Genomic DNA, 22,917 nt, shown 5'->3' with positions numbered 1-22,917 from the left:
ATTACTTTGATGGCTGTGCAATTGGTCTTCAATGCGATCAAAGCATTTTTCTTGGCTTCCGGTCGCGAGACCTACGCGGGTATCAGTGCCATGCCCAAGGCTGAAGACCCCGGTTTCGGTTAATTTTCTCTTCCCCTTTCCATCCCTCAACTTAGGAGTTTTCATGCGACGTTCATTTTTAAAATTAGCCGCAGCTGCCATTGCGGTGTCTTCCTTCGCGTTTAACGCGACGGCTCAAGATCTTCAACAGCAAACCTGGAAAGTGGCGGTTCCTACCGGCGAAAGATCTTGGTTTGGTGGACTTCACAAATGGTGGGGTAGCGAGGTTGAGAAGCGATCTGAAGGAAAAATCAAGATTCAGTTCTTCTGGTCAGACTCGCTGGTGAAATGGGGTGACGCACTCCCCGGCATCCAGTCGGGCGTTGCTGATCTGGCCTGGATCAGCAGCTCTTACCATCCCGCGCAATTGCCAAACTACATGGCGCTGGACCACATGTTCAACTATGGCGATGATTACGAGGCCGCAGTCAAAGCAGCCCTCGACGCGATGGACAACCAACCCGACCTCAAGGCTGAGATGGCTAAAAATGACATCGTGCCCATGATGTCGCACATCAGCGGCTTGGCGCCCGTGGGAACCAAGACACCGTTGTCGAATATGGATGTGCTCAAAGGTAAAACACTGCGCACCTACGGCGGTGCCCGCACCGAGTTTTACAAAGGCTTGGGCTGGAACCCCGTCTTCATGGTGTTCTCTGATATGTACCCTGCCATGGACCGAGGCACCATTGACGCCATGGGCGAGATGGTATTTTTGTTATCCGATGTGTTCAAGCTGAATGAAGTGGTCAAGAACATTCACATGATGAACCCACCCGGACTCAAGGGTAACGGGGGTGTCGTGGGTTCAGCCTTCTTTATGTCAGGCAAGAAGTTCCGTGCCTTGCCGCCTGCCACTCAGAAAATGCTAGTTGATCTGCGCAACGAATATGGTGTTCGCTACGCCACCGAGTTGATGAAAGCTGAAGATGTAATCAAGAAAAAGTGGGTTGACAACAACAAAATTACATTCGCATTCTCAACACCTGCTGACGAGCAAAGAGTCGCTCAAGCGGGCGTTGCTGCCAACGAGGCCTACTTTAAAAAGCTTGAGGGCGAAGGTGCCACCAACGTCCGCAAAGTGGTGACCTACTACACAGATTCGCGCAAAAAATTCGAAGCTGCTGCTAAGAAATAAACAGCGATTTTTATAAATAGGGGCGGCCTCCAAGACCGCCCTTTTTTATGCCTCAATCATTTGTTTGTCTAAACGGTTGATTGGGCTTTGGCTGCCTTCAACGCAAGCCAAATTCTGTTTGCCGTAAAGGGCAGATCCATCTGCTTCACCCCTGCTGGCCGCAAAGCGTCAAGCAAAGCGCTAACCGCTGCAGGCCAAGCCCCAGCGACGCCAGATTCACCAGCGCCTTTGACACCCAGTGGATGGGTGGTGCAAGGCACCGAATGGTGAGCCAAAACCATCAAGGGTATCTGGTCAGCGCGCGGCATGGGGTAATCCATGTAGCTGCCTGTTAGTAGCTGCCCCTGGTCGTCGTAATGGAGCATTTCGCCCATCACTTGGCCCAAGGCCTGGACCACGCCCCCCATGATTTGTCCTTCCACCAGGGTTGGGCTGAGCATGACGCCCACATCGTCAACGGCGGTGTGTTGAATAAATTCAACAGTTCCCGTTTCAGGATCCACCTCAACCTCGCTGACATGGCAACCATTTGGAAAATTGACCGAGCTGGCCTTAAAAACGGTGAGGTTGTCCAGCGTCTTCGGCATCCCCTCAGGCAAGTCAGTGGCCAGACGCAGCGCTTTTGCCAAATCCAACAAACCCATGGAACGATCGGTTCCGACAATCGTGAACCGACCCGCGGCAAACGCAATGTCTTCAACCCTGGCCTCCAGATGATGGGCCGCGAAGTGCCGGCCACGCCGGATCGACTCTTCACAGGCCAAGGTGGTCGCCGATCCCGCCATCATGGTGGTACGTGAGGCCACCGTCGAGACAATACCTGGCACTTGATCACTGTCACCCGTCACCAGCACGACCGATGAAAGCGGAACGCCTAGTTTGTCAGCCAGCAGTTGGGTGTAAATGGCGTGAACGCCCTGGCCCATCCCTTGCGCGCCCAGATGAAGGGCCACGCGTCCATCGTCGGTAAATCGGATGTCCGCTGGCTCTTCAAGAATCCCCCCAGCAACCTCTAAAAAGGAACACACGCCAATGCCACGCAAGCGGCCGCGCGCCAAAGCAGCCGCTCGGCGAGATTCAAAACCTTGCCAATCAGCCAGCAACAAGGTCTTGTCCAAGATGGCTTCAAACTCCCCACTGTCGTAGGTCAACCCATTGGCCGCTTTGTAGGGCATCGCAGAGGCAGGCACCAGATTGCGGCGACGCAAGGTGTCGCGTGGCAAGCACATTGCATGAGCAGCCTCATCCAGTAAACGCTCGACCAGGTAAACGGCCTCTGGACGTCCGGCGCCGCGATAAGGCCCTCCAGACATGACGTGGGTGTGAACCATTCGCGAGCGCAAAGCCAAGCGAGGCATTTGGTAGACGCTAGACAGACAGTTATAAATGTTCATGGTGCTCACCACCGCGATGTAGCCCGAGGTGTAGGCCCCTATGCCGCACAAAACATCGGCCTTTAGACCGGTGATACGGCCCTCACGGTCAAACGCCATACGTCCCCGCAAGTGGGTGTTGCGGCCGTGCGTGTCTGTCAGAAAACATTCCAGTCGCGTGGCGGTCCACTTGATGGGCGCGCCGACCAATCGACTGGCTAAAAGTAAGGCCGCATATTCTGGGTAGGTTTGAGATTTCAAACCGAAGCCACCCCCCACATGAGGCGTGAGAACCCGCAGCCGGTCAGGAGCCAAATTGAACACCTGATTCGTCAGCACGCTGTGGATGGTTTTGACCCCCTGGGTCCCAGCCACCAGCGTGTAATGGTCTTTTTCAGCGTCATAACTGGCGATCGCCGCACGCGGCTCCATCGGCGAACCCGTGAGCATCGGGTCTTTTAATTCCAGCTCTTGAACATGGTGCGCCTCGGCAAAGGCGCGCTCTAACTCGGGGCTGTCGCCCTGGGACCAATCCATCGCAACGTTGCCCGAAACCGCCGCATGCACTTGAGGCGATTCTGGAAGAAGCGCTTGCTGCAGGTCGGTGACGCAAGGTAAGTCGACGTAATCCACTTCAACGGCCTCTGCGGCATTCAGGGCTTGCTCCAAAGTGTCTGCCGCCACCAGAGCCACGGGCTCGCCAAGATGCCGCACTCGGTCAGTGGCCAAAATCGGGATGCCAGAGCAATGCATGTTTTGTCCGTTAGAGCCCTTCATGACCACCAAGGGCATGATGCAACCCAAACCTGCCGCAGCAACATCAGCGGGCGTCAGCACCAGACGAACACCGGGCATGGCACGCGCAGCTTCCGCATTGACCGAAGCAATTTGGGCGTGGGCGTAAGGACTTCGCACAAAACACGCGTGCAACTGCCCAGGAAGGGATACGTCACTGGTAAAGCAGCCCTTACCTTGAACCAAATCGGTGAGTTCATCGTGATCGCCCGACTGGGCGCTGGAAAATTTGAATTCTTGCGTAGTCATAGTTGCTTTGGATCTAAGTAATCAAATGATCGCCGATCATGAGTGCCGATTTAATTCGGGATAACACTCGCCTAAGTATCAAATTTTCATGCAAAGATTTAATGCCTTTTAGGCAAATTTCAACTCTATTTACTTCCCCCCGAATAAGGCCCCAGGATTCCCATGACCAAAGACATTCACGCAGATGTTCAGACTTCTGTTGTTACCTTGACACTGACCCGCGAACATGCCGGCAACATGTTTGACTTGCCCATGATTCATGAGATGACCCGACAAATTAACGCAGCCGCAGATCATGCGCACTGCGTTGTGATTCGCGGGGCAGGTGCAAACTTTTGCCGCGGCCGAGATCCTTCAACGGCTGGCCCGCACGCAACCCCGATGGCTTTGCGCGACAACTTGTTGTCGCCCATCATGGGTCTTTATGACGCCATTCGTTTTTCAAGGATTCCCGTGATTGCCGCCGTGCAGGGCGATGTGCTGGGCCTGGGCTGCGCGATTGCGGGTGTTTGCGACATGACGATTGCCGACGAAAGTGCGCGCTTTCAGCTTCCCGAAATGGAATACAACTTGCCCCCCACGCTGGCCATCTCGGCTATCTTGGACCGTGTCGGGAAAAAAGCTACCGCCTGGATGGCCTATTCACTCGACAAATTGGATGCGCACCGAGCACGTGAAATGGGGCTGGTGAACTCGGTTGTGCCAGTCGGCCAACTTGACGCTGAAGTTCAGCGCGTGCTAACCACCTTGACCAGCCGCGACCTGATGTCGGTCATGGCTGTGAAGGAGTATCTCAACTACGCGCCGGAGTCGGGACCTGCAGTCCGTTCGATGGCTAGCAATTTGCTGGCCTTGGCTTTGTCCACACAAGCGGCACGCAAGGCCTAAAGGATCAGCGGCATGACGACACCGCGCTTCGTCCTTGAAGAAGCCACGATCGAGCAGTTGCAAAGCGCCTTAAAAGCTGGGCGGGTCAATTGCGTAGAGGTCGTGCAGCGCTATATAGACCGCTGCCGTCGCTACAACGGCGTCGCCACCCGACTGGTCACTGCCCAGGGAGAGATCTTGGCTGAGCAGCCGCCCGGTACGATGCGCGCAGGACAGCCCCTGAGCTTTCCGCGCCAAACCGTTGCGGTCAGTGAGTTTCTTCCGGACCTTGACCGGTACCAAGGACAACCGCTCGACTTTGGCCGCATGGCCACCACCGCCTCTGACCCTGAGGTGCAACAACAATTTGGCATGGTGCAAGGCATTCCCCAAGCGGGTCAGTTGAACGCGCTGTCCACCTTGAATATTCGCGGAGAACGCTCGGTCACTTGCCGGGGTGACTACGACCTTCACCCCAGCCTCGGCCCTTTACCGCCCGGTGCGCCCCCCGCTTGCGAGATCTTCAGGCATTACCCGGACGCCTTAGAGCAAGCAGCAGCTCTGGACGCTCAGTGGGGCGAAAACCCTGATCTAGAAGATATGCCGTTGTACGGCGTTGTGTTCTCTTTCAAAGATGCCTTTGACACCAAAGACATGCGCACAACCGGCGGCGCCGACGCCCGCTATGACATAGATTTCCCAGCGCGTGACCATATTTTGGTAGAGCAATTGCGCAAAAAAGGGGCCATCATTTTTGCCAAAGCATTGATGACTGAATACAACGGCCGCGCCGGAGATCCCGGTGGCAAGCACCAGCCGGATGCAATATTTCCTTCATTGCTGGGCTACCAGCGGAGCACCTGGGCGGGTACGCCCGTGAATCCCTATGACACCACGCGCTCGGCTTCGTTGGGCTCGAGCTCAGGTTCTGGCGTGTCAGTGAGCGCTAATTTAGTGATGGCAAGTCTTGGCGAGGAAACTCGGATGTCAACGCGCGGACCGGCCAATCACAATGCCGTCGCGCTTATCTTGCCGCACAAAGCCATGCTCGGATTCGATGGGGGCGCCATCGGAGCCGATATTTATTGCGACCGCACGGGTATTTTGTGCCGCACGCTGACCGACTGCGCCAAAGTACTGGACGCGCTCAAAGATCCGGAGAACGGTTATTACGACCCACGCGATCCCTACACCACGGTGCCGCGTTCGAGCGTGCTTGACAACTACAGCCAACATATTCCGCGCGGCGCCCCATCGGGCGCTCTGCGCGGTCTGCGATTGGGCGTCATCCGGGAATCTATGTTGTCCGCTGGCAGCAAAGCTGCACAACCCATCACGCAAGCCGCAGCGAGGGAGATTCAGGCCGTTTTAGGTGACCACTTGCAGGCCACATTGGTGGAGTCCTCTGACCCCTTGTGGACGCCAGATGCCAGATGCGAGCGTATGAGCGTGGACTACCGCACAGCATTGGCAAAATTGGTGCCGGTTTTTATGCCCGAGCTACTTTTCCGGCTCAACCCAGATGGCAGTCCCGTTTTTCCTGACTTTGCTAAAAGTATTGAGCGCACCGAATTTGCACCCGGTATTTTTCACGGTCAAGGTGCCATGCGACCCATTGACTATCTGGTGGCCTTGGCAGACTTGCGCATCGAGCCGCCTTCGAATCTGGATATCTCAACGGTGCAGCAGCAAATACTGGCAAACACTTTTAGGTTTCACATCAGTCAGTACCTCAGCCGCCGCGCCGAAGACTGGGCTGAGCGCGGCATGACTGAAACCCTCAACGACTGGCACACGCTGAATCAGCGTTCCGCCTTTTGGGGCGACGATCACCGCGCAGCCTTCAAAAACTGGGAAGACGTGCGGGACCCGCGCAACCCGCTGGGGGGACGCCAAGGTGTTGATGAGCGCATCATGCTGCGTGAGCTGCTTCGTCGGGTGGACATGATGGTGATCTATGAAAATCGGCTCGATGCCTTGGTGCGCCTTCACACGCCGCTGCCACCTGGGGTGATTGGCGGTGCCGACGAGCCCGGACTGATTGACCGTTTGCGCTACGAACATTTCTTTGGCCCCAACGCCGGTTTGAGCGAAATGCTGGTGCCCGCAGGCTACGTCGACGTGGCTTACGACGCCAAGTTCATGCTGTCTCCAGATGGAAAAAGCTATCAGTTTTCGGCCAACGACAAGCCAACGCCTTTGCCCTCACCGGGCTTGCCCTTTTCGCTGGTCTTCCGCACTGAACCTGGCCGGGAGGATGTTGCCCTGCGTATCGCTTCTAGCTATGAACAAGCCTCTGCCCGCAGAGTTCCGCCCCCACAGTTTCCTTGAGACTCAAACGACAAGGCCTGTGCACCACATTAAAGGAGACATCCATGGGACATATTGAAAAAATTCAAAGTATGGAGGATGCGCAGACCAACGACGCTCGCATCACGAACAATGACCATCGCCCGCTTCCTGTCATTGACCTAGGACCGCTGATGCGTGGCGAGGCTGGTGCGGTAGAAAATATTGCTACCGCTTGGCGTGAGGCCTGCGAAAACCTTGGGTTCCTCTGCGTCGTCAACCACGGCGTTGACAAAGCGCTGATTGATGACATGGAGCGTCAGTCGCGTCGATTCCATGACGATCTCACCGTCGATCAGAAAATGGCGGTGCGAGTTACGCGTGATCAAAAGGGCTTTATCCCATCTAAGGCCACCATCCTCACGCACTCGCCCTACCACGCACACACCAAAATGGATAGCGTGGAGTGCTTTGTTGTGGCAACCGACTTTCCCACGGACCATGCCGAGGCGCAAAAAGGGACACAGTTTTATGGCCAAACGCCATGGCCCTCGGAAGCCACTTTGCCCGGCTTTCGTGACTCCGTTTCTAATTACATGCAGGCGATCAAAAGCCTAGGGCTTTCATTACTGCCCGTATGGGAGCAAGCGCTCGACTTAAAGCCTGGTTTCTTCAAGCCCTCGTTCACCGATCCCTATTGCTATCTGCGTATGGCCAAATACCCGAAGGTGGACTTCGTACAAGACAACGAGTTTGGACTGGGTGCCCATGCCGACACTGGTTTCATGACCTTTCTACCCCCTGCACTAGAGGCTGGGCTACAGATTCTTGACACGCAGAAAAAATGGTTCTGGCCAATCGTTCCCGAGGGCGCCATCATTGTCAATATTGGTCAATTTCTCTCGCGCTGGTCAAACGATCGGTTTCGAGCCACGCCCCATCGCGTCATACCGCCCAAAGACAACGACCGCTATTCCTTTGCTTGCTTTATCAACACCGACTTAGAGGCCGTTGCGGAATGTCTGCCTAGCTGCCGACCCGAATCGGGCCCGCCAAAGTACGAGCCACAGAGTTACTTGTCGTTCTTTGAGTGGTACATGAAACGCACCTATGTGCATTACGACGACTTCACCAACTCGGAGGTCAAACCTTTAACAAGTGAGCGCTAAGAAGTTGGTGCAACAAATGAAAAAAGCCACTGACCGAAATCAGTGGCTTTTTTACTATTGGTGGGCCCACCAGGACTTGAACCTGGGACCAAAGGATTATGCTTACTACTACAGCTTTCGCTGCCTGTTTCCAGTTTGTAGTCTGGACTGTCTCTTGTCTTTACGACCTACCCGTACAGTCTCTACACCTTCCCAATATTGCTACTGGGCTTGGCTCGGGATTACCACGCTGCTAGCAGCACAGGCTTCCCCGAATTTGAGTAGTTCTACATGCCAGCAGAGTGAACTTACCCGCATGCAACCCAACGGCAAATGACCATGACATTTTTGTGTTTTAGGTCACCTGCTCTTTAAGTCCTCTGCTCTAACCAACTGAGCTATAGGCCCGAAAAATCTTATTGTACTTTGCCCCTTTTTAGGCTCAACCCACCAAGCTAACGCACCAACTTAACTTGGCGTTGTCATTGCCAAGCCAACTATCATTCCTAGCATGAAACTCTCTCCCAGAGCCCTTGGGCTCACTTGCGCCGTGTTGACGGTGCTCATTTGGTCATCGTTCATTGTGGTGGCGCGTGCTTCGGCCGCGCACAGCTTACTTCCCCTCGACATTGGTTTTCTGCGCATCATTGGCGCAGGTTGCGTGTTGCTGCCTTGGGGCTGGTGGCTGATGCGGGCGCAGCGTCAATCTGGGCAACAGGTGGGCTCCCTGATGGGCTTGTCGCCCCTGCCCTTGCGCATCACGGCGTTAACGGGGCTTTTTGGCAGCCTGCTTTACGCCATGCTGGTCTATTCTGGCTTTTTCTTTGCGCCTGCCGCACACGCCTCGGTGCTGATGCCAGGCAGCTTGCCGCTGTGGACATCCTTGTTGGCTATTGTGTTTTTGCACGAGCACATCACGCGTGCACGCGCCATAGGCTTAGCCTGCATTGTGTTGGGCGACATGTTGGTGGGTGGCGCCAGTCTGCTCAAAGCATTTGATGGCGGCGATGTGTGGAAAGGCGATGTGATGTTCATGTGCGCCGCATTTTTCTGGTCCTGCTACAGCGTGCTGGTACGGCGCCACGCCCTTGACCCTGTGCGTGCCACCATTGCCATCACCGCTTTTTCTTGTATGAGCTTTGTGCCTGTTTATGCCTTGGCAACTTATGCCGGTTGGGTGCCCACGAACCTTGGCTCAGCGCCAGTCAACGAGATGGTTTTTCAAGCCATTTACCAAGGCGTGGGCTCGGTCGTCATTTCTGGCATCACCTTCAACGTGATGATTCGCCACTACGGCCCCGTGCGGTCCACCATGATCACGGCCCTCGTGCCTGGTCTGTCAGCCTTGGGCGCCGTGGTGTTTTTGAATGAACCCATGAGCCTCAACCTATTTGCTGGTTTGGCATTGGTAACCTGCGGTATTTTGTTTGGCGTGCGCTTGCCAAAACCTTAAACCCATTACTTGTGGCTGAGGGCGTTGCTAACCAGCTTGGACGTGATGTCCACAATTTGAATCATGCGGTCATAGGCCATGCGCGTCGGGCCAATCACGCCCAGCGTGCCCACCACCAAGCCGTCCACTTCATAAGACGCGCTGACCACCGACAGTTCCTCCATCGGCACCATCTTGCTTTCGCCGCCAATATAAATGCGCACACCCTCGGCCTGCGCAGAGCTGTCGAGCAAACGCACAAGCTGCGCTTTTTGCTCAAACAAATCAAAGGCTCGGCGCAGGTTGCCCATGTCGCTGGAGAAGTCGCTCACCGACAACAAATTGCGCTCGCCGCTGATGATCACCTCGTCTTGCACTTGGGTCAGTGCATCGGTGCTCACCTGCACCGCCGCTTGCATGAGGGTGGCAATTTCGCCGCGCAAAGACTCCACCTCGGCCCGCAGCTTTTCGCGAACTTGTTCAATGGCCATACCTGCAAAGTGGTGGTTTAAGTAATTTGACGCTTCCACCAGTTGTGAGGCGGTGTAGCTTGCCTCGGTAAAAAGCACGCGGTTTTGCACATCGCCCTCAGGCGACACGATGATGACCAACAAACGGCGATCCGACAAACGCAAAAACTCAATGTGGCGAAACACCGAGCTGCGTTTTGGCGCTATCACCACGCCCACAAAATGCGACAAGTCCGACAACAAAAGTGCTGCATTCGCAATCACTTTTTGTGGCTGATCTGGGGCCAAGGTCGCCGTCTGAAATTGGCTGCGATCGGCCGTCAACATGGTGTCTACAAACAAACGGTAGCCTAGCGCTGTGGGTATACGTCCAGCCGAGGTGTGCGGGCTGGCGATCAAGCCCAATTCCTCTAAATCTGACATCACATTTCGGATGGTCGCGGGCGAGAGCTCGATGCCCGTGGCACGCGATAACGTGCGCGAGCCGACGGGCTGCCCGTCGGCGATGTAACGCTCTACCAGCGCTTTGAGCAATAACTTGGCGCGATCGTCTAGCATGGTCATCCTGTTGTCGAATTTTAGTGATGTAATTTGCCTATGAAATCTAAGTTTCGTCAGATTGCCTTACTCGGGAAATACCACTTGAACTCTGGTTCAAATGTCAACCCGTCGTCTCGCCAAACCCTTGAGAGCATCGCACAGCTGCTGCACTCGCTTGGCTGCGACGTCATCCTAGAGCATGACACAGCCGCAGGCTCTGGCCTGAGCGGCTACAACGTGATGACCACCGAAGAAATTGGCACGTCATGCGACTTGGCCATTGTGCTCGGTGGTGATGGAACGATGCTGGGCTACGCCCGTCAACTCGCACCACACAACGTGCCGTTGATTGGTATCAACCAAGGTCGTTTGGGCTTCATCACCGATATTCCTTTGAGCGAAGTCAAAAACACTCTCACCGCCATGCTGGCGGGTGGGTTTGAAGAAGACCGCCGTGCCCTGATGCGTGCCAAGGTTTGGCGGGATGGGCATTGTGTGTTCAACGCCTTGGCCTTGAACGATGTGGTGGTCAACCGCGGCGCCACCAGTGGCATGCTGGAAGTGCGCGTTGCCATCGATGGCCGATTTGTGGCGAACCAACGGGCCGACGGCTTGATCATCGCCACGCCAACAGGCTGCACCGCCTATTCGTTGTCCGTGGGCGGGCCTTTGCTACACCCTTCTTTGCCTGCTTGGGTCATGACACCGATTGCGTCACACACCTTGTCCAACCGCCCCATCGTGTTGGCTGACACCGGCGAGGTAACGATCGACTTGGTAGCAGGCCGCGACGCCAGCGCCAACTTTGACATGCAATCCCTTGCATCTTTGCTCATTGGCGACCGCATCACGGTGAAGCGCTCTAACTACCACGCTACCTTTTTGCACCCACGCGGCTGGAGCTATTACGACACCTTGCGTCAAAAACTGCACTGGAACGAGGGCGGCGCATGAGTTTGCAGCACATCGTTTTGCGCGATTTTGTGATCGTGCGCGAACTGGATCTCGATTTGTCGAGCGGCTTTTCTGCGCTCACCGGCGAGACCGGTGCTGGCAAATCGATTTTGATAGATGCCCTGCAATTGGTTTTGGGCGCACGCGCTGAAAGCAGTGTGGTGCGCGAAGGCGCAGCGCGTGCCGAAATTTGTGCCGAATTCGACACCACCCCCGAAATTTTGAAATGGTTGGACGACGAAGGCTTTGCTGACATTGCCACCGACGGCCTTTTGCTACTCAAACGCACGATTGACGCACAAGGCAAAAGCCGCGCGTGGGTCAACGGCAGCCCCGCCACCGCCACCCAGTTGCGCGCCTTGGGCGACATGGTGCTAGACATTCACGGCCAACACGCGTGGCAAAGCCTAACCCGCCCCGAGGCTGTGCGCGGTTTGCTCGACGCCTATGCGGGCGTGACGCTGCAAAGCCTGACCCAAACTTGGACGCAATGGCGTCAAGCCACCCAATCGTTGCACGAGGCACGCACGGCGCAAGCCACCTTGCAAGAAGAACGCGAGCGCTTGCTATGGCAAATTGCCGAGGTGGATAAGCTCGCTCCCAATGAGGGCGAGTGGGACGAGCTCAACAGCCAACACACGCGCCTGTCCAACGCGCAAGCCTTGATGGATGCAGCGCAAGCCGCCATTCACGCATTAGAAGACGACGACAACGGCGCTTTGCGCCTGTTGGCCAAAGCCCAAGACGCACTGCAAGACCAAACCGATGTGGAGCCCGAATTCACCGCACTGGTGGATGTGTTGGCATCTAGCATCGCGCAAGCAGGCGATGTGGCGCACTCGCTCAACGCCTATTTGGGACGCACAGAACTCGACCCCGCTCGCCTACAAACCTTGGACGACCGCATGTCGTTGTGGATGTCTTTGGCGCGGCGCTTCAAACGCACACCGCAAGATCTGCCTGCGCTCTACCTTGAATGGAAAGACCGCCTCACGCAGCTCGATGCAGCCACCGACCTAGAAGCGCTAGAAGCCACTGAAACCAAGGCTGCAGCGGCCTACCAAACTGAAGCCCGCAAGGTGTCGCAAGCCCGCACACAAGCAGCGCCTAAGCTAGCAAAAGCCATCACCCAAGCCATGCAAGGCTTGGGCATGCAAGGCGGACGCTTTGAGGTGCAGCTCGACAAAACCGAGCAGGCAACAGCCAGTGGCCTAGAGAGCATCACCTTCTTAGTGGCGGGCCACCCTGGCAGCACACCGCGCCCCGTGGGCAAGGTGGCTTCGGGTGGAGAACTGTCGCGCATCGCCTTGGCCATCGCCGTGACCACCAGCGAGTTGGGCACGGCGCAAACCCTTATCTTTGACGAGGTCGATTCAGGCGTGGGCGGTGCCGTGGCCGAGACTGTGGGCCGCTTGATGAAGCAATTGGGCGTTGACCGCCAAGTGCTGGCCGTGACCCACTTGCCGCAAGTGGCCGCCTGCGCAGACCACCACTTGGTGGTGTCTAAGCACAGCGATGCACAAGGCACATCGAGTCAAGTAAACGCCCTGAATGCCGATGCACGAGTGAACGAAATTGCACGCATGCTGGGCGGCGAAAAGCTCTCCAACACCACGCTTGCCCACGCACGCGAAATGCTTCAAACCTCGGCAAAGGCAGGTAACTCATGAAACAAGAACTGGTGCTCATCACGGGCATGTCGGGCTCTGGCAAGTCTGTGGCCTTGAACGCGCTAGAAGATGCGGGCTATTACTGCGTAGACAACTTGCCGCCGGAGTTGTTGCTGCCTTTTGTGCAGCTTGAACTTCAACAAAGCATCAGCAAAGTGGCTATTGCCATGGATGTGCGGAGCGCCAACTCGCTGCCTATGGTGCCAGCACAACTCACCCATTTGCGCAGCATGGATGTGGATGTGCGCATGCTGTTTTTAGACGCCACCACCGATATCTTGGTTCATCGGTTTTCAGAAACCCGCCGCCGTCACCCCCTGTCGCGCCAAGATGGCCAAGACGTGGTGCGCGACCAACAGCGCGATTTGGTGGAAGCCATTGAACTGGAGCGCCAGCTACTTTCTGAATTGCGTGAAGAGTCGCACATCATCGACACCAGCTTGTTGCGCAGCAGCAAGTTGCAGGGCTACATCAAGTCGCTCATCTCGGCGCCCGCCACGCAGCTGACGCTCATGTTTGAATCCTTCGCTTTTAAGCGCGGCATTCCCATGCATGCCGACTATGTGTTTGATGTGCGCATGCTGCCCAACCCGCACTACGAGCCAGCGCTGAAGCCGCTCACAGGCAGAGACGCGCCCGTAGCCGACTGGTTGGCCGAACAAGGTGCGGTGGCAAAAATGGCCAGCCAAATTACCGACTTCATGAACACCTGGCTGCCCGACCTCAACCAAGACCACCGCAGCTATGTGACGGTTGCGATTGGTTGTACAGGTGGTCAGCACCGATCGGTATATTTGGTGGAGTTGCTCTCGAAGCAATTCGCCAAAGAGTGGGTCACGCTCAAGCGCCACCGCGAGTTGGACGTTGCGCCTTAACGGGCTAGCAATTTACGAATAGGCGCTGGTAGCCCCAATGAGGGCCAGTCGGCCTCTGCCATCCACTGCCCCTCCCCCATCGCAGCGGCCAGCTTCACGGTGCTAGGCAGCGTCAGCTCAACTGGATGCAAATGCAAATCTTTGTGCGTCAGCACATGCTTGAACACGCCGCCGTCCTGCAACTGCGTGTGGTACTTGACGGGCAACGTAGCCAGCAAGGCGTCAAAACTTTCAAACACAGGCAAGCAATACAAACCTGCCCACACCCCCGTTTGTGGACGCTTCATCAGCCACACATGGCCTTGGCGCGTGACGGCTTGCAACAACCACAACTGCTCTGAGGTGCGCTTGAGTTTGCGTGTTTTGACGGGGTAGGCTTCGGGTTGGCCTTCGGCCTTGGCCACACACGTATCGGCCACTGGGCATTGCGCGCATTGCGGTTTTTTGGGCGTGCAGACAGTGGCCCCCAAATCCATCACGCCTTGGGTATAACGAGGCATAGCCTGCTTCACATCACGCAGAGGCAACATGGTTTGGGCGATAGCCCACAAGTTTTTTTCCACTCGCGAAGAGGCCAAGTCTTCTTTGAAACCCAAATAACGTGTGAGCACGCGTTTGACGTTGCCGTCCAAAATGGCAATGGGCTCGCCAAAACATAGGGATGCAACGGCAGCAGCGGTGGATCGGCCAATGCCGGGTAGTGTTTGCAAGGCTTCAGAGTTGCGCGGAAACACGCCGCTATGCAACGCCACCACATCAAGAGCAGCGCGGTGCATATTGCGCGCGCGACTGTAGTAGCCCAAGCCACTCCACAGGCCCAAAACCTCGTCTTGATGCGCAGCAGCCAAATCGGCCACCGTTGGAAAGCGCGCCATGAAACGCGCAAAGTACTCACGCACCGTGGCCACTTGGGTTTGCTGAAGCATGATTTCCGACAGCCACACGGCATAGGGATCTTGCGTGTTTTGCCACGGTAGGTCGTGGCGGCCATACTTTTTTTGCCACATCACCACGGTGTCGCCAAAGCTCATTTTTGTTGTCATGGTTTTTGGCAAACGGGACAAAAATAGGTGGAGCGCTGGCCTTGCTGAATGCGGCGAATGGTCGTGCCGCACGCACGACAAGGCTCGCCCACGCGGTCATACACATGGGCTTCGAGCTGAAAGTAGCCGGTCTTGCCGTCGGCGGCAGAGAAGTCGCGCAAGGTGCTGCCGCCTTTTTTTACCGCACGGGCCAAGACATCTATCACGGCCAGGCGCAGCTTTTCGGCACGCGGTCGGCTGATGCGCTCTGCCCGCGTGGTGGGGCGAATACCCGCGAGGAACAAAGCTTCAGACGCATAAATGTTGCCCACGCCCACCACCAGCTCGCCGCCCAGCAGCACTTGTTTGATCGCCGTTTTACGCTTGCGCAAGCCTGCGTGAAAGGCATCTAGCGCAAAACCACCATTCAAAGGCTCCACGCCTAAGTGGCCCAAAAGCTTCACCGCTTCGGCGCTATGTTCGTTGGGCGCAAACACCACGGCACCAAAGCGGCGTGGGTCGTTCAGGCGCAGCAAGCCCTGGGTGGTGTCTAAATCAAAATGGTCATGCGCTTTTGGCGCGCTACGGTCATTGCCAAACAACAAGCTGCCCGACATTCCTAAGTGCCACAGCAACAAGCCCTCGTCTAGATCGACCAGTAAATACTTGCCGCGTCGGCGGACGCCCAACACGTGACGGCCGACCAATATCGCAGGCTTACAACCCAATGGCCAACGCAAAGGCTTGCCCACACGTACCTCCGTCACGCGTGCGCCCGCAATGCGATCGACAAAGCTCAAACGGGTGACTTCAACTTCGGGTAATTCAGGCATGGACAGCACATAAAAATAGTCAGGGATTATGATGCTGTTATGAAATTCCCCTTGTCCGCCGCCCTTCCTTGGGCCTTGCGCCTTGCGCTTATCGCCGCTGCGTCTTGCACCGTGCACACCTCTGCTAGCGCCCAATCCCGCGAAACCGACAAGGTGGAAAACTCGGCCATGACGGGCGAGTTGCTTTATGAAATATTGTTGGGCGAGATGAACCTTCGACATGGCGAACCCGCTGCTGGTTTTTCGCTGTTGCTCGATGCAGCCCGCAAATCCAACGATGTGGCCCTGTATGACCGCGCTGTGGAAATTGCCCTGGAAGCCCGTTCAGGAGATGGCGCTCTCATGGCTGCACGCGCTTGGTCACAAGCCTGGCCCAAAGACCGCAAAGCCAACAACCAAGTGCTGCAAATTTTGTTGGCTATTAACCAAGTCGCGGAAAGCTTGGAGCCACTCAAAAAAGATATTTTGCTCGCACCTGAAGCCCAACGCGACACGGCCATCAACCTCATTCCCCGTCACTACGCACGCGTCACCGACAAAAAGCGCGCTACCGCCGTGGTGCAGCAAGCACTCGAGCCCTACCTGGCCGAGAAAAACACCTTTAGCGCTGTTGCTTGGACCAGTTTGGGGCGCATGCGATTGGCCAGTGATGACATGGCGGGTGCGCTAGAGGCGGCCCAAAAAGGCCAAGCAGCAGACAACAAAGCGCAAGGCCCCTTGTTGCTGGCGATGGAGATGATGGGCAAAAAATTACCAGGAGCCGAGCCGCTGGTGCAACAAGGCCTGCGCAAACAAGACGGCACTGAAATGGCCATGAGCCATGTGCGCGTGCTGATTGAGTTGGAGCGGTACAAAGAAGCCACAGCACAACTGCAAGCCATCACTCGCAAAGACGCTAAGTTAGCTGACGCATGGCTGGTGCTGGGCTCGTTGCAATTCGAGCAAGGCCAAGAACCAGAAGCCGAAGCCTCGCTGGCTCGCTATGTCACCTTAGTCACCCAGTCCCCCACCGACACCAGCACGCGCGGACTAAACCAAGCGCAAACGCGCCGCGCCACCCTGTTAGCTCGTCAAGGCAAGATGACGCAAGCGCGTGAACTGATTCAACAAATTCCCGCCAGCAACGCCGACGAGCAACGCAGCCGGATGCTGGCCGAAGTGCAATTGTTGCGAGAGCACCGTCAATGGCAAGCAGCCTTTGACTTGTTGGCCGCCAACAGCGCAGGCGACATTGACTTGGTTTACGAGCAAGCCATGCTCGCCGAAAAGCTCAACCAACTCGACGTAATGGAATCGCTGCTGCGCCAAGTCATCGCACAAAACCCTAGCTACTACAACGCCTACAACGCCTTGGGCTTTTCGCTGGCCGACCGCAACATGCGCTTGCCTGAAGCCAAGCAACTGATTATCAAAGCCCTCACTTTTGCACCGAACGACCCTTTCATTACCGACAGCTTAGGCTGGGTGGAGTTTCGTTTGGGCAACCTAGTCGCAGCGTTGAGCTATCTGCAAAAAGCCTACAAAGATCGTGCAGACGCAGAAATCGCAGCCCACTTGGGCGAAGTGCTGTGGATGATGAAGCGAGAAGACGAAGCCATCAAAGTTTGGCGTGAAGGCATCAACCTAGCACCTTCCAACGAGACCTTGCAGGAAACACTGCAACGCCTCAAGCCTGCTCTGTAAACCATGCGTGCTTGGTGGCTTGTAATGCTGATGGGCGTCATGTTGGCTGGCTGCGCCACGCCTAGCCGCAACGGCAAACCCTTAAGCGCAGAGCAAACGGCTAGCCCTGAATGGCAAGGCCGCATCAGCGTGCAAGTGCAAGGCAGCAACCCTTCTTCAATGAGCGCTAGTTTCTCTTTGCGCGGCGACGCAAAAAGCGGTGAACTTGATTTGTATTCACCTCTAGGCACCACCCTAGGTGCTTTGCAATGGACGCCGCAATGGGTGCAACTCAGCGACGGCGGCAAGCACCAATTCTTTAATTCGCTGAACGAATTAACCGAACGAGCCACAGGCGCGGCTCTGCCCGTGGACGCTATCTTTGGCTGGCTGCAAGGCCGCGATGTGCAAGCCACCGGATGGCTTGCCGATTTATCTGCCGCGCCACAAGGCATGGTTACCGCCCGCCGCATCAGCCCCGCGCCCGAAGTAATGTTGCGTATCAAACTCGACCGATAAACCATGCGTTCGCTACACCACGTTCTAGCCCCCGCCAAGCTCAACTTGTTTTTGCACATCACTGGGCGACGCAACGACGGCTACCACTTTCTGCAATCGGTCTTCATGCTGATTGACTGGTGTGACACCCTGCACTTTGATGTGCGCGATGACGGCGTGATTGAACGCGAAGACCTCACTATCACCTTGCCAGCAGATGACTTGGTCATGCGTGCCGCGCAATTACTGCAACGCGCCAGCGGCACACATTTCGGTGCGCACATCGCCATTGAAAAACGCATTCCTGCACAAGCCGGTATGGGCGGCGGCTCGTCAGATGCGGCCACCACCTTACTGGCTCTCAACCGCTTGTGGGGCTTGAATTGGCCGCTCTCCAAACTCATGCCTTTGGCTTTGCCTTTGGGCGCAGATGTGCCCTTTTTCCTGAGTGGGCACAACGCTTGGGTGGAAGGCATTGGCGAGAAAATAACGCCTATCGACGTCCCCGCTGCACGCTTCGCCGTGGTCAAACCCAATGCAGGCTTGGAGACGGCGAGAATTTTTCAGGCTCCAGAGCTGGAACGCGCAACTGAAACTGCTACAATGCCGGTCTTCGCTGTTAATCCTTACGGTTTTGGTCGTAACGATTTGCAGCCAGTCGCTCAAGCGTTGTGCCCTGAAATTACCCAAGCCCTTCGGTGGTTAGGTTCTTTTGGATTAAGCCCAAAAATGACCGGTTCTGGCAGCGCGGTGTTTGCCAAGTTACAGGACGGCGTGATGATTGACTCAGCCCCACACGACTGGCAAATGCGGATATGCAGCAACATGGCAGTTCATCCACAAGCGGGGTGGGCAGCAACTGAAAGTTAACGGTCAGCAGCTGTAAAGCTTTTGACCTGTGTAGGGGAATCGCCAAGTTGGTTAAGGCACTGGATTTTGATTCCAGCATGCGAAGGTTCGAGTCCTTCTTCCCCTGCCAAATGGTTTTCAAGCACGAAGTGCTTATTTCTAAAAGCACATTTGTGCTCGGTTTGCAAGTGACGACTTACTGCGTCATTGGTCTTGAAGCGAAAGTCATACGTCATCATGTCGACCCACATCCCCGACTTCATGGTCTTTACCGGCAACGCCAACCCCACTTTGGCGGCCGAAATTGCGACCCATCTGGGCATCGAAGTTGGTGCGGCCAACGTAGGCCGCTTTTCTGACGGTGAAGTCACGGTTGAGATCAACCAAAACGTGCGTGCACGCGATGTCTTCGTCATTCAAAGCACTTGTGCACCCACCAACGAAAGCTTGATGGAATTGCTGATCATGGTCGACGCTTTAAAGCGTGCCTCTGCAGAACGCATCAGCGCTGTCATCCCCTACTTCGGCTACGCCCGCCAAGACCGCCGCCCCCGTTCAAGCCGCGTGCCCATCTCCGCCAAGCTGGTGGCCGATTTACTGCAAACTGCTGGTGTAGCTCGCGTATTGACCATGGATCTACACGCTGACCAAATTCAAGGTTTCTTCGACATTCCTGTTGACAACATTTACGCATCGCCTGTGCTGTTGGGCGACTTGCGCACCAAAAACTATGAAGATCTGATCGTGGTGTCACCCGATGTGGGTGGTGTGGTGCGTGCTCGGGCTTTGGCAAAGCAACTCGGTTGCGATTTGGCCATCATCGATAAGCGACGCCCCAAAGCCAACGTATCTGAAGTGATGAACGTGATTGGCGACATCGAAGGCCGCAACTGCGTGATCATGGACGACATGATCGACACCGCAGGCACGTTGGTCAAAGCCGCTGAGGTGTTGAAAACACGTGGCGCAAAAAAGGTCTACGCCTACTGCACTCACCCCATCTTCTCTGGCCCTGCAATTGAGCGTATTGCCAAAGGCGATGCCCTCGACGAAGTCGTGGTGACCAACACCATCCCTTTGAGCGAAGCCGGTCGCTCTTGCAAAAAAATCCGCCAACTCACTGTGGCTCCGTTGATCGCAGAGACGATCCAACGCATTGCCAAAGGTGAGTCGGTCATGAGTTTGTTCTCCGACCAAGACCAGTTGTTCTAATCAGCTGATCCAAGTCGTCGAGCATTGCCCCGGACTGCCCTTCCTTGTGTCGTGCAGTCTATTTTTGAAACTGGAGCCACACTGGTCGCGGTGGGTTCTTACTGGAGTTAATTATGAAATTTGTCGCTTTTGAGCGCGCTAAGCAGGGAACGGGTGCGAGCCGCCGTCTGCGTATCACTGGCCGTACACCTGGCATCGTCTATGGTGGCACCGCCGAACCCGCGTTGATCGAACTCGATCACAACGCTTTGTGGCACGCCTTGAAGAAAGAAGCGTTCCACGCTTCTGTCTTGCAGATGGAACACGCAGGTACAACAACCGAAGTGTTGTTGCGCAACGTGCAATACCACCCCTTCAAGCAACTCGTCTTGCACATCGACTTCCAACGCATCGATGCCAATACCAAGATGAAGAAAAAAGTGCCTTTGCACTATTCGGGTGAAGAAAATTCGCCTGCTGTCAAAGTTGACCAATGCTTGATCAACCACATTGCCACTGAGTTGGAAATCTCTTGCATGCCAAAAGATTTGCCCGAGTTCATCGCTGTGGACTTGAGCAACCTGACCAAAGGTCACTCTTTGCACGCCAAAGATATCACCCTGCCCGCAGGCGTGACCGTCGTGGCGCCTGGCACCTCCAACCCCGTGTTGGTGGCTGTTGTAGCAACGAAGGCTGAGGCACCTACAGCTCAAGAAACAGCTGCAGCTGCTGGCGACAACAAAAAGAAAAAGTAATTTTTCTTCTGAACAATCGCTTCGAACGGCCCACTACGGTGGGCCTTTTTGCTTTTGGAATAATCCACACATGATCAAGCTCCTCGTTGGCCTAGGTAACCCAGGCACTGAATACGAAGCCACGCGACACAACGCGGGCTTTTGGTGGATAGACACTGCTGCGCGCGACCTTAAGGTCAACCTGCAGCCAGACCGGGCTAACCACGGCTTGGTAGCTCGCACATCGGTCAAGGGGGAGAACGTCTGGTTGCTAGAACCCCAAACCTTCATGAACCTCTCAGGCAAGTCGGTGGGAGCCTTGGCGCGTTTCTTCAAAATTCAACCGCAAGAAATTTTGGTGATCCACGACGAGTTGGACATCACACCTGGTGAAGCCAAACTCAAACTCGGTGGCAGCCATGCGGGCCACAATGGTTTGCGCGATATCCATGCACAGCTCGGCACAGACCAGTATTGGCGATTGCGCATTGGCATTGGTCATCCAGGTGTGAAGTCAGAGGTTGCAAATTGGGTGCTCAAAAAACCAGCTCCTGACCAACGCTCTGCTATCGAAGACTGCATCACACGCACCAGCTTGGCCTTGCCGCATTTGCTTGCGGGCGACATGGTGAAAGCCACGCAGATGATTCACACCGCCAAGCCGCCCCGGCCCAAACCACCTCGACCGGCTACGCAGCCTGGCACTGAAAAAACAGAGGCTGGACATGATGAAAGTACACAAACCAAAGGGCCTGACGCAAGTTAAGGCCTTCGTGATTTCCACGCTGCTCGGCATGCGGCGATATGGGGTTGGCACCCGTTGTATGGCACTAACTGGTATGTTGAGCGGGGGACTTGCCATACTTGGACCCAATCCAGCTGCGGCTGATACCGCTTACCGCTGCGGCAACGAATACAGCCCCCATGTTCAATGCGCTAACGGGTCAGCAACACCAACGCAAACCATCACCGAGTTGCGCATCACGGGGCAAGACAAAGCCAATCCCAACAGTGACTTTCGCGAAGCTCAGGCCCTTGAAAAACAAAGGCTGCAAGCCGAGCGCCAGGCAGCTCAAACAGCAGCTGTGCTTGTCAGCACACCCAGCTCACCGCCTACCAGCGTCACCCAAAGCGACCTGCTGCCTCAAAATGGCAAGCGCAAAAGAAAGCACGGCATTAAAAAGCCAAGCCCCTTCTTCACCGCGGTAGACCCCTCCGCCTTGCCCAAAAAGAAAAGCACCTCCAAAGCCGTGCATGGCAAGCCATGATCTAACCCATGACTGCTTAGATCGCTGCTGAACAAAAAACTTTGGTTACTGCGCTGTTTGTTGCAGCAGTCTGAACTTTGCCAACAAAGCATCACGACCTTCCAACCGCTCAGGATTCAAAGGGATGCACGCCACGGGGCACACCTGCACGCATTGGGGCTCATCGAAGTGGCCCACACACTCAGTGCATTTGTCGGGGTTGATTTCGTAAATCTCTGGCCCTAAGAAAATGGCTTCATTCGGGCACTCGGGCTCACACACATCGCAATTGATGCATTCGTCGGTGATCATCAAGGCCATAAAAAATCCGTCCGTGGGCTAAAACTCAATTATCCCGCGCTTGTAATAACCGCTTTTGGCTATACACCGGCTGCTCTGGCAAATCCGCCAAATGCGTGGCATCGGCCCACGCTTGTATGTGCAATGCGCCGTCGTGCCAAGTCACTTGGTTCATACCTGCATTGGGTATGTCGCACTCACGCGGCCCACTGAGTGACAAGGCTCGCGCTTGACGCCACACCATGTCAAGCACACCGCCGTGTGTGACCACCACCAAATGTTCGCCTGGATATTGTGTGGCCAATGCTTGCAAGGTGGCCATCACACGGGCGTGAAACGCTCGCGTGGTTTCAGCCCCTTCTACGGCCACATCAGCATCAAAGTCCAACCAACGCTGCCAAGCCGCCGGGTTTTGGGCTTGTATATCTGGGCTGCGTAAACCCTCAAACATCCCATAGCCTTGCTCTCTCAAACCTGCATTCAAAATGCAGCGGTGACCCAACACGTCGGCTACAGGTTGCGCAGTTTGTTGGGCGCGCAGCAAATCACTGCTGATGATTTGGGTAGGAGCTCGACCTTGTGCGTGCCATTCCACCAAGGCTTGGGTAATTCGGGCTTTGAGGCGCTGCGCTTGTTCTAGCCCCAAGTCGTTGAGCGGCACATCCAGTTGACCTTGAAAACG

The 22,917-nt window shown here is 55.7% G+C and carries 21 protein-coding genes and 1 tRNA gene; 16 read left to right on the top strand and 6 right to left on the bottom strand.

Going from position 1 to position 22,917, the window contains the following annotated elements:
- Positions 1 to 163: 163 nt before the first annotated feature.
- Entirely contained in the window at positions 164 to 1,237 is a 1,074-nt protein-coding gene (gene dctP, locus ABWP81_RS09990) for a TRAP transporter substrate-binding protein DctP (protein ID WP_353141472.1), read from the top strand.
- A 68-nt stretch (positions 1,238 to 1,305) separates the two neighbouring features.
- On the opposite strand, the gene ABWP81_RS09985 is transcribed toward dctP, so the two are convergent.
- Positions 1,306 to 3,654, bottom strand: a complete 2,349-nt coding sequence (locus ABWP81_RS09985) for a xanthine dehydrogenase family protein molybdopterin-binding subunit (RefSeq protein WP_353141470.1) — start codon at positions 3,652 to 3,654, stop codon at positions 1,306 to 1,308.
- 162 nt (positions 3,655 to 3,816) lie between these two features.
- Here ABWP81_RS09985 and ABWP81_RS09980 point away from each other — a divergent pair, with 162 nt between their 5' ends.
- From ABWP81_RS09980 to ABWP81_RS09965, 4 genes are all read left to right on the top strand, one after another.
- Positions 3,817 to 4,542, top strand: a complete 726-nt coding sequence (locus ABWP81_RS09980; RefSeq protein WP_353137188.1) for an enoyl-CoA hydratase/isomerase family protein — start codon at positions 3,817 to 3,819, stop codon at positions 4,540 to 4,542.
- 12 nt (positions 4,543 to 4,554) lie between these two features.
- Positions 4,555 to 6,852 (top strand): amidase family protein, encoded by a 2,298-nt coding sequence (locus ABWP81_RS09975; protein ID WP_353141468.1) that lies wholly within the window; start codon positions 4,555 to 4,557, stop codon positions 6,850 to 6,852.
- Between the two features lie 44 nt (positions 6,853 to 6,896).
- Positions 6,897 to 7,979 (top strand): isopenicillin N synthase family dioxygenase, encoded by a 1,083-nt coding sequence (locus ABWP81_RS09970; RefSeq protein WP_353141467.1) that lies wholly within the window; start codon positions 6,897 to 6,899, stop codon positions 7,977 to 7,979.
- Between the two features lie 490 nt (positions 7,980 to 8,469).
- Entirely contained in the window at positions 8,470 to 9,411 is a 942-nt protein-coding gene (locus tag ABWP81_RS09965) for a DMT family transporter (protein WP_353141465.1), read from the top strand.
- 5 nt (positions 9,412 to 9,416) lie between these two features.
- Here ABWP81_RS09965 and hrcA read toward each other — a convergent pair whose 3' ends face one another.
- Positions 9,417 to 10,418, bottom strand: a complete 1,002-nt coding sequence (gene hrcA / locus ABWP81_RS09960) for a heat-inducible transcriptional repressor HrcA (protein WP_353135015.1) — start codon at positions 10,416 to 10,418, stop codon at positions 9,417 to 9,419.
- A gap of 39 nt (positions 10,419 to 10,457) precedes the next feature.
- On the opposite strand from hrcA, the gene ABWP81_RS09955 reads away from it, so the two are divergent.
- From ABWP81_RS09955 to rapZ, 3 genes are read left to right on the top strand one after another with little or no spacing between them, the layout of a single operon-like run.
- The gene (locus ABWP81_RS09955; RefSeq protein ID WP_353141463.1) at positions 10,458 to 11,354 is read left to right on the top strand and encodes an NAD kinase; all 897 of its coding nucleotides are present in this window, start codon (positions 10,458 to 10,460) and stop codon (positions 11,352 to 11,354) included.
- A complete protein-coding gene (gene recN, locus ABWP81_RS09950) occupies positions 11,351 to 13,024 on the top strand; it encodes a DNA repair protein RecN (RefSeq protein WP_353141461.1) in 1,674 nt (557 codons plus the stop codon). The genes ABWP81_RS09955 and recN overlap by 4 nt, the downstream gene beginning before the upstream one ends.
- Positions 13,021 to 13,899: an RNase adapter RapZ gene (gene rapZ / locus ABWP81_RS09945; protein ID WP_353135000.1), complete on the top strand. Its 879-nt coding sequence runs from the start codon at positions 13,021 to 13,023 to the stop codon at positions 13,897 to 13,899. The genes recN and rapZ overlap by 4 nt, the downstream gene beginning before the upstream one ends.
- On the opposite strand, the gene mutY is transcribed toward rapZ, so the two are convergent.
- Entirely contained in the window at positions 13,896 to 14,942 is a 1,047-nt protein-coding gene (mutY, locus tag ABWP81_RS09940) for an A/G-specific adenine glycosylase (RefSeq protein ID WP_353141459.1), read from the bottom strand. The genes rapZ and mutY overlap by 4 nt on opposite strands.
- On the bottom strand, positions 14,939 to 15,754 hold the full coding sequence (gene mutM, locus ABWP81_RS09935) for a bifunctional DNA-formamidopyrimidine glycosylase/DNA-(apurinic or apyrimidinic site) lyase (protein ID WP_353141457.1): 816 nt from the start codon (positions 15,752 to 15,754) through the stop codon (positions 14,939 to 14,941). The genes mutY and mutM overlap by 4 nt, the downstream gene beginning before the upstream one ends.
- Before the next feature lie 39 nt (positions 15,755 to 15,793).
- Between mutM and ABWP81_RS09930 the strand changes: the two genes are divergently transcribed.
- The 8 genes from ABWP81_RS09930 (at position 15,794) to ABWP81_RS09895 (ending at position 21,956) form a co-directional block, all read left to right on the top strand.
- Positions 15,794 to 17,437 (top strand): tetratricopeptide repeat protein, encoded by a 1,644-nt coding sequence (locus tag ABWP81_RS09930; RefSeq protein ID WP_353141455.1) that lies wholly within the window; start codon positions 15,794 to 15,796, stop codon positions 17,435 to 17,437.
- Positions 17,438 to 17,440: 3 nt separating this feature from the next.
- Positions 17,441 to 17,935 carry a lipoprotein insertase outer membrane protein LolB gene (locus tag ABWP81_RS09925; RefSeq protein ID WP_353141453.1) on the top strand — a complete coding sequence of 165 codons (495 nt, stop codon included), beginning with the start codon at positions 17,441 to 17,443 and terminating at the stop codon, positions 17,933 to 17,935.
- Positions 17,936 to 17,938: 3 nt separating this feature from the next.
- Positions 17,939 to 18,784, top strand: a complete 846-nt coding sequence (gene ispE, locus ABWP81_RS09920; RefSeq protein WP_353141451.1) for a 4-(cytidine 5'-diphospho)-2-C-methyl-D-erythritol kinase — start codon at positions 17,939 to 17,941, stop codon at positions 18,782 to 18,784.
- A gap of 32 nt (positions 18,785 to 18,816) precedes the next feature.
- Positions 18,817 to 18,893 (top strand) — tRNA-Gln (locus ABWP81_RS09915).
- 107 nt (positions 18,894 to 19,000) lie between these two features.
- The gene (locus ABWP81_RS09910) at positions 19,001 to 19,975 is read left to right on the top strand and encodes a ribose-phosphate pyrophosphokinase (RefSeq protein WP_353134982.1); all 975 of its coding nucleotides are present in this window, start codon (positions 19,001 to 19,003) and stop codon (positions 19,973 to 19,975) included.
- Between the two features lie 113 nt (positions 19,976 to 20,088).
- The gene (locus tag ABWP81_RS09905; protein ID WP_353134979.1) at positions 20,089 to 20,709 is read left to right on the top strand and encodes a 50S ribosomal protein L25/general stress protein Ctc; all 621 of its coding nucleotides are present in this window, start codon (positions 20,089 to 20,091) and stop codon (positions 20,707 to 20,709) included.
- A 70-nt stretch (positions 20,710 to 20,779) separates the two neighbouring features.
- Positions 20,780 to 21,454 carry an aminoacyl-tRNA hydrolase gene (pth, locus tag ABWP81_RS09900; protein ID WP_353141449.1) on the top strand — a complete coding sequence of 225 codons (675 nt, stop codon included), beginning with the start codon at positions 20,780 to 20,782 and terminating at the stop codon, positions 21,452 to 21,454.
- 58 nt (positions 21,455 to 21,512) lie between these two features.
- Complete coding sequence (locus ABWP81_RS09895; RefSeq protein ID WP_353141447.1) at positions 21,513 to 21,956, top strand: hypothetical protein; 444 nt, start codon at positions 21,513 to 21,515, stop codon at positions 21,954 to 21,956.
- Positions 21,957 to 22,001: 45 nt separating this feature from the next.
- Here the strand turns inward: ABWP81_RS09895 and ABWP81_RS09890 are convergent, their stop codons facing one another.
- Both ABWP81_RS09890 and ABWP81_RS09885 read right to left on the bottom strand, forming a co-directional pair.
- Positions 22,002 to 22,256 carry a YfhL family 4Fe-4S dicluster ferredoxin gene (locus tag ABWP81_RS09890; protein ID WP_353134970.1) on the bottom strand — a complete coding sequence of 85 codons (255 nt, stop codon included), beginning with the start codon at positions 22,254 to 22,256 and terminating at the stop codon, positions 22,002 to 22,004.
- Positions 22,257 to 22,281: 25 nt separating this feature from the next.
- Positions 22,282 to 22,917, bottom strand: a 636-nt coding sequence (locus ABWP81_RS09885; protein ID WP_353141445.1) for a histidine phosphatase family protein, incomplete at its 5' end; no start/stop codon positions are given.

The organism is Limnohabitans sp., assembly GCF_040401135.1.
Classification (GTDB): Bacteria; Pseudomonadota; Gammaproteobacteria; order Burkholderiales; family Burkholderiaceae_C; genus Limnohabitans.
Note: the sequence above shows the minus strand (reverse complement) of the source record. Positions and strands in the feature narration are given on the sequence as shown.